3 protein-coding genes are annotated in these 3,136 nt (G+C 74.3%); all 3 read right to left on the reverse strand.

Annotation, left to right across the window (positions count from 1 at the left end; translation table 11 throughout):
- Positions 1–34 precede the first annotated feature (34 nt).
- The 3 genes from FNQ90_RS17530 to FNQ90_RS17540 all read right to left on the reverse strand — a co-directional run bounded on the left by FNQ90_RS17530 (position 35) and on the right by FNQ90_RS17540 (position 3,015).
- Complete coding sequence (locus FNQ90_RS17530; RefSeq protein WP_182607249.1) at positions 35–841, reverse strand: lysoplasmalogenase; 807 nt, start codon at positions 839–841, stop codon at positions 35–37.
- Positions 838–1,758, reverse strand: coding sequence for a sterol desaturase family protein (locus tag FNQ90_RS17535; protein ID WP_182607250.1), 921 nt, complete (start codon positions 1,756–1,758; stop codon positions 838–840). Before FNQ90_RS17535 ends, FNQ90_RS17530 begins: the two co-directional genes overlap by 4 nt.
- Before the next feature lie 132 nt (positions 1,759–1,890).
- The gene (locus FNQ90_RS17540; protein ID WP_182607251.1) at positions 1,891–3,015 is read right to left on the reverse strand and encodes an aminotransferase class V-fold PLP-dependent enzyme; all 1,125 of its coding nucleotides are present in this window, start codon (positions 3,013–3,015) and stop codon (positions 1,891–1,893) included.
- Positions 3,016–3,136 lie beyond the last annotated feature (121 nt).

Consider the following 3,136-nt stretch of genomic DNA (forward strand, 5'->3'; position numbering starts at 1 on the left):
CCCCTCCGGCGTGCCGGGAGGGGATCGGGGAGGGCTATCCGGCTGCGGTGACGGGCCGGTCTCCCGGGCCCCCGGCCCCCCGGCCCGGAGGCGGATCCGCCGAGCGCGACCGGTCCCCCTCGGGACCGGCGCCGGGACGCCGGCCGGAGGGTCCGGTGGCGGGTGAACGCAGCACCGCGTCCGCCAGCCACCACTGGGCGGCGAGATAGGTGGCCATGACGACGAGGCCCTGTGCCGGTATCACCGGGCCGTCCCCGAGACCCGCGGCGATCAGCGCGTCGGAGAGCAGGAAGAGCGCCCCTCCCGCCGCGCCCCGGGGGCCGAGCGTCAGCGCCGCGGCCCAAGCCGTGGCGGTCAGCAGCGCCGCGTAGCCGGCCACCGGGACCCGCAGGTCCGCCGGCAGACCCGGCCACAACAGGACGACCACCACGCCGCCCACCGCCGCGTACCCGAGGGCCGCGCCGATGATCCGCGGTCGTGTCGGGAGGGAGCCCGCCCGGGCCGCCCGGCGGCAGAGGGCCAGGTAGCCGAGGTGCCCGAGACCGAAGGCCGCCATCCCGCCGAGGAACGCCACGGGGTGATCCGGCATCAGCAGGACGTCCCCCGCCCACCCGCAGGCCAGGGCGGCCAGGAGCAGCCGGGGCCCGCGCCGGGCGAGGACCACCAGCATCAGGGCCGGTATCAGCAGCGGTTTGGTCGCCCGGTGCAGCGCCTCCGCCTCCACCGCGTGACCCGTCAGGTGCGCGGCGCCCAGCAGGAGGAACAGCAGGACGGCGCCGGACGGGAGGGGACTTCGCAGGCGGTCCGGGCGCCCGGTCGGTGTCGGGTGATCCGGCCTCATCCGACGACCGTCGGATCGCCGGTGGACCGGCCGCGGTCGGTGACGCGGTCCGGCTCCCCGACGGCGCCCGCCGCCCCCGGTTCCCGCTCCGCCGGACGCCACCCCGGTCCGCGGAAGAGGTGGTTCAGCCGGTCCCGCCCCGTCCGGGCCGCCCGTACGTCGCGCAGGATCGACGCGTACTCATGGGTGGCCACCCGAAGCGGGTTGTGGGTGTCGATGTTCTTCGTCAGCCCGTAGACGCACCGCTCGGTCTCCGGTGCGAAGGTGCCGAACAGCCGGTCCCAGACGATGAAAATCCCCCCGAAGTTGCGGTCCAGGTAGTCGCCCTGCGAGGCGTGGTGCACCCGGTGGTGGGAGGGGGTGTTCAACACGAACTCGATCGGCGCCGGCAGTCTCCCCACCCGCTCGGTGTGCACCCAGAATTGATAGACCAGGTTGCTCGACGACAGCAGCGCCAGCACGGCCGGGTGGACGCCCAGCAGGATCAGGGGGAGGTAGAACGGCCACCCCGTCACGCTCGTCCACGGCTGTCGCAGCGCGGTGGTGAGGTTGAACCGCGTGCTGGAGTGGTGCACCACGTGACAGGCCCACAGGATCCGTATGGTGTGGTGGCCGCGGTGCGACCAGTAGTAGCAGAGGTCGTGGGCGACGACCAACAGCGGAACGGTCCACCACTCCAACGGGATGCGCAGCGGGGTCAGCGCGTAGAGGGCGGCGTAGATCGCGACGATCGGGATCTTCCACAGCAGGTCGAAGAAGAGGCTGCCGAGCCCCATGGCGAGGCTGGTGCCGGCGTCCTTCTTCTCGTAACCGGCGGCGTTCTCGTCCGGATGCAGCCGGTAGCTGATCATCTCGATCACGGTGAGCAGGGCGAAGGCGGGTATCGCCCACAGCACGACATCGGGCGGATTGGGCATGACCGCACTGTAGGGCCGCGAGTCGTCCCTGCCCGGGGGTCGTTACCCATCGGTACGGCAAAGTTTCCGCCGGAACCGAACACGAACCGCCGGCGCGGCGGCCCCGGAGCCGGGGCCACCGCGCCGGGAGGCTCAACCCCCCGCCCCGGCCGGGACGCCCTCCAGCGCGTTCAACGCCAGGTCCACGTCGGCCTCGGTGGTGTAGAGGTGGAAGGAGGCCCGCAGGCCGCCGTCGCGGGCCGCCACCGACACCCCGGCCCGGGCCAGGGCCCCGACCGCCGCGCCCGCGCCCGGGACCGAGACGATGGGGGAACCCGCCGACTCCGGGGCGGCGGGACGCCCCAGGCGCTCCAGTCCGGCCCGGAAGCGCTCCGCCAGCGTCAGATCGTGCGCGCGGATGGCGTCGATCCCCGCCTCCTCGAGCACCTCCAGCGCCCGGGCGGTGCCCAACCAGGGCAGGTACGCCGGGGCGATGTCGAAGCGCGCGGCGGTCGGGGCGAGCTCCCGCGCCGGGCCGTAGCAGCTCTCCCAGCGGTCGGCGCCCGCGAACCACCCGGCCTGCACCGGCCGCAGCCCTCCTCCGTCCGCCGGCACCACCATGAAGGAGGCGCCGCGCGGCCCCAGCAGCCACTTGTAGGTGGCGCAGACCACGAAGTCGTCTTCGGAGGCGTCGTACTCCATCCAGCCGGCCGCCTGGGTCGTGTCCACCAGGGTCCGGGCGCCGTGCGCGCGGGCCGCCTCCCGCACCGCCGCCAGGTCCACGACCCGCCCGTCCGCCGACTGCGCGGCACTGACCGCGACCAGAGCGGTGTCGGGACCGACGGAGTCGGCGAGCCTATCCGGCGGCACCACCCGCAGTCGCAGGTCGTCGGCGTGCAGGAAGGGGGTCGGCACCGAACTGAACTCCTTCTCCACGGTCAGCACCTCCGCGCCCCGGGGCAGGGCGGCGGCGACCACCGCGACCTGCGCGGCGACGGTGGAGCCGAGCGCCACCCGTTCCGGGGCGACTCCCACCAGCCGGGCGCACCGCGCCCGGGCCGTCTCCATCTCGTCGATCAGTGCCACCTGATCGATTCGGCCGACCGTCAGGTCGTCCACCGCGTCCCGGAGCGTTCGGGCGGCCCGGGCCGGCAGCAGCCCGTGGGCGGCGGTGTTCAGGTAGCCGGGATTCGGGGAGAACTCGCCGGCGAGCAGGTCGGCGGGCAGCCGTCCCGGGACCGTGGCGGTGCCGGTGGGGAGATCACGTGAGGTCTTCATGGGGACAGTCTCGGATCAATGTCCTTTTCCCGCGAGGGATATGGAGCGCGCGCCTTCCCCGGAGGCCGCCGGCTCCGGGGCCCCCGGCCGGGTGGGAGGGGAGGACCGACAGGTCCCCGGC

This window comes from Streptomyces alkaliphilus (genome assembly GCF_014141535.1).
GTDB classification, from domain to species: domain Bacteria; phylum Actinomycetota; class Actinomycetes; order Streptomycetales; family Streptomycetaceae; genus Streptomyces; species Streptomyces alkaliphilus.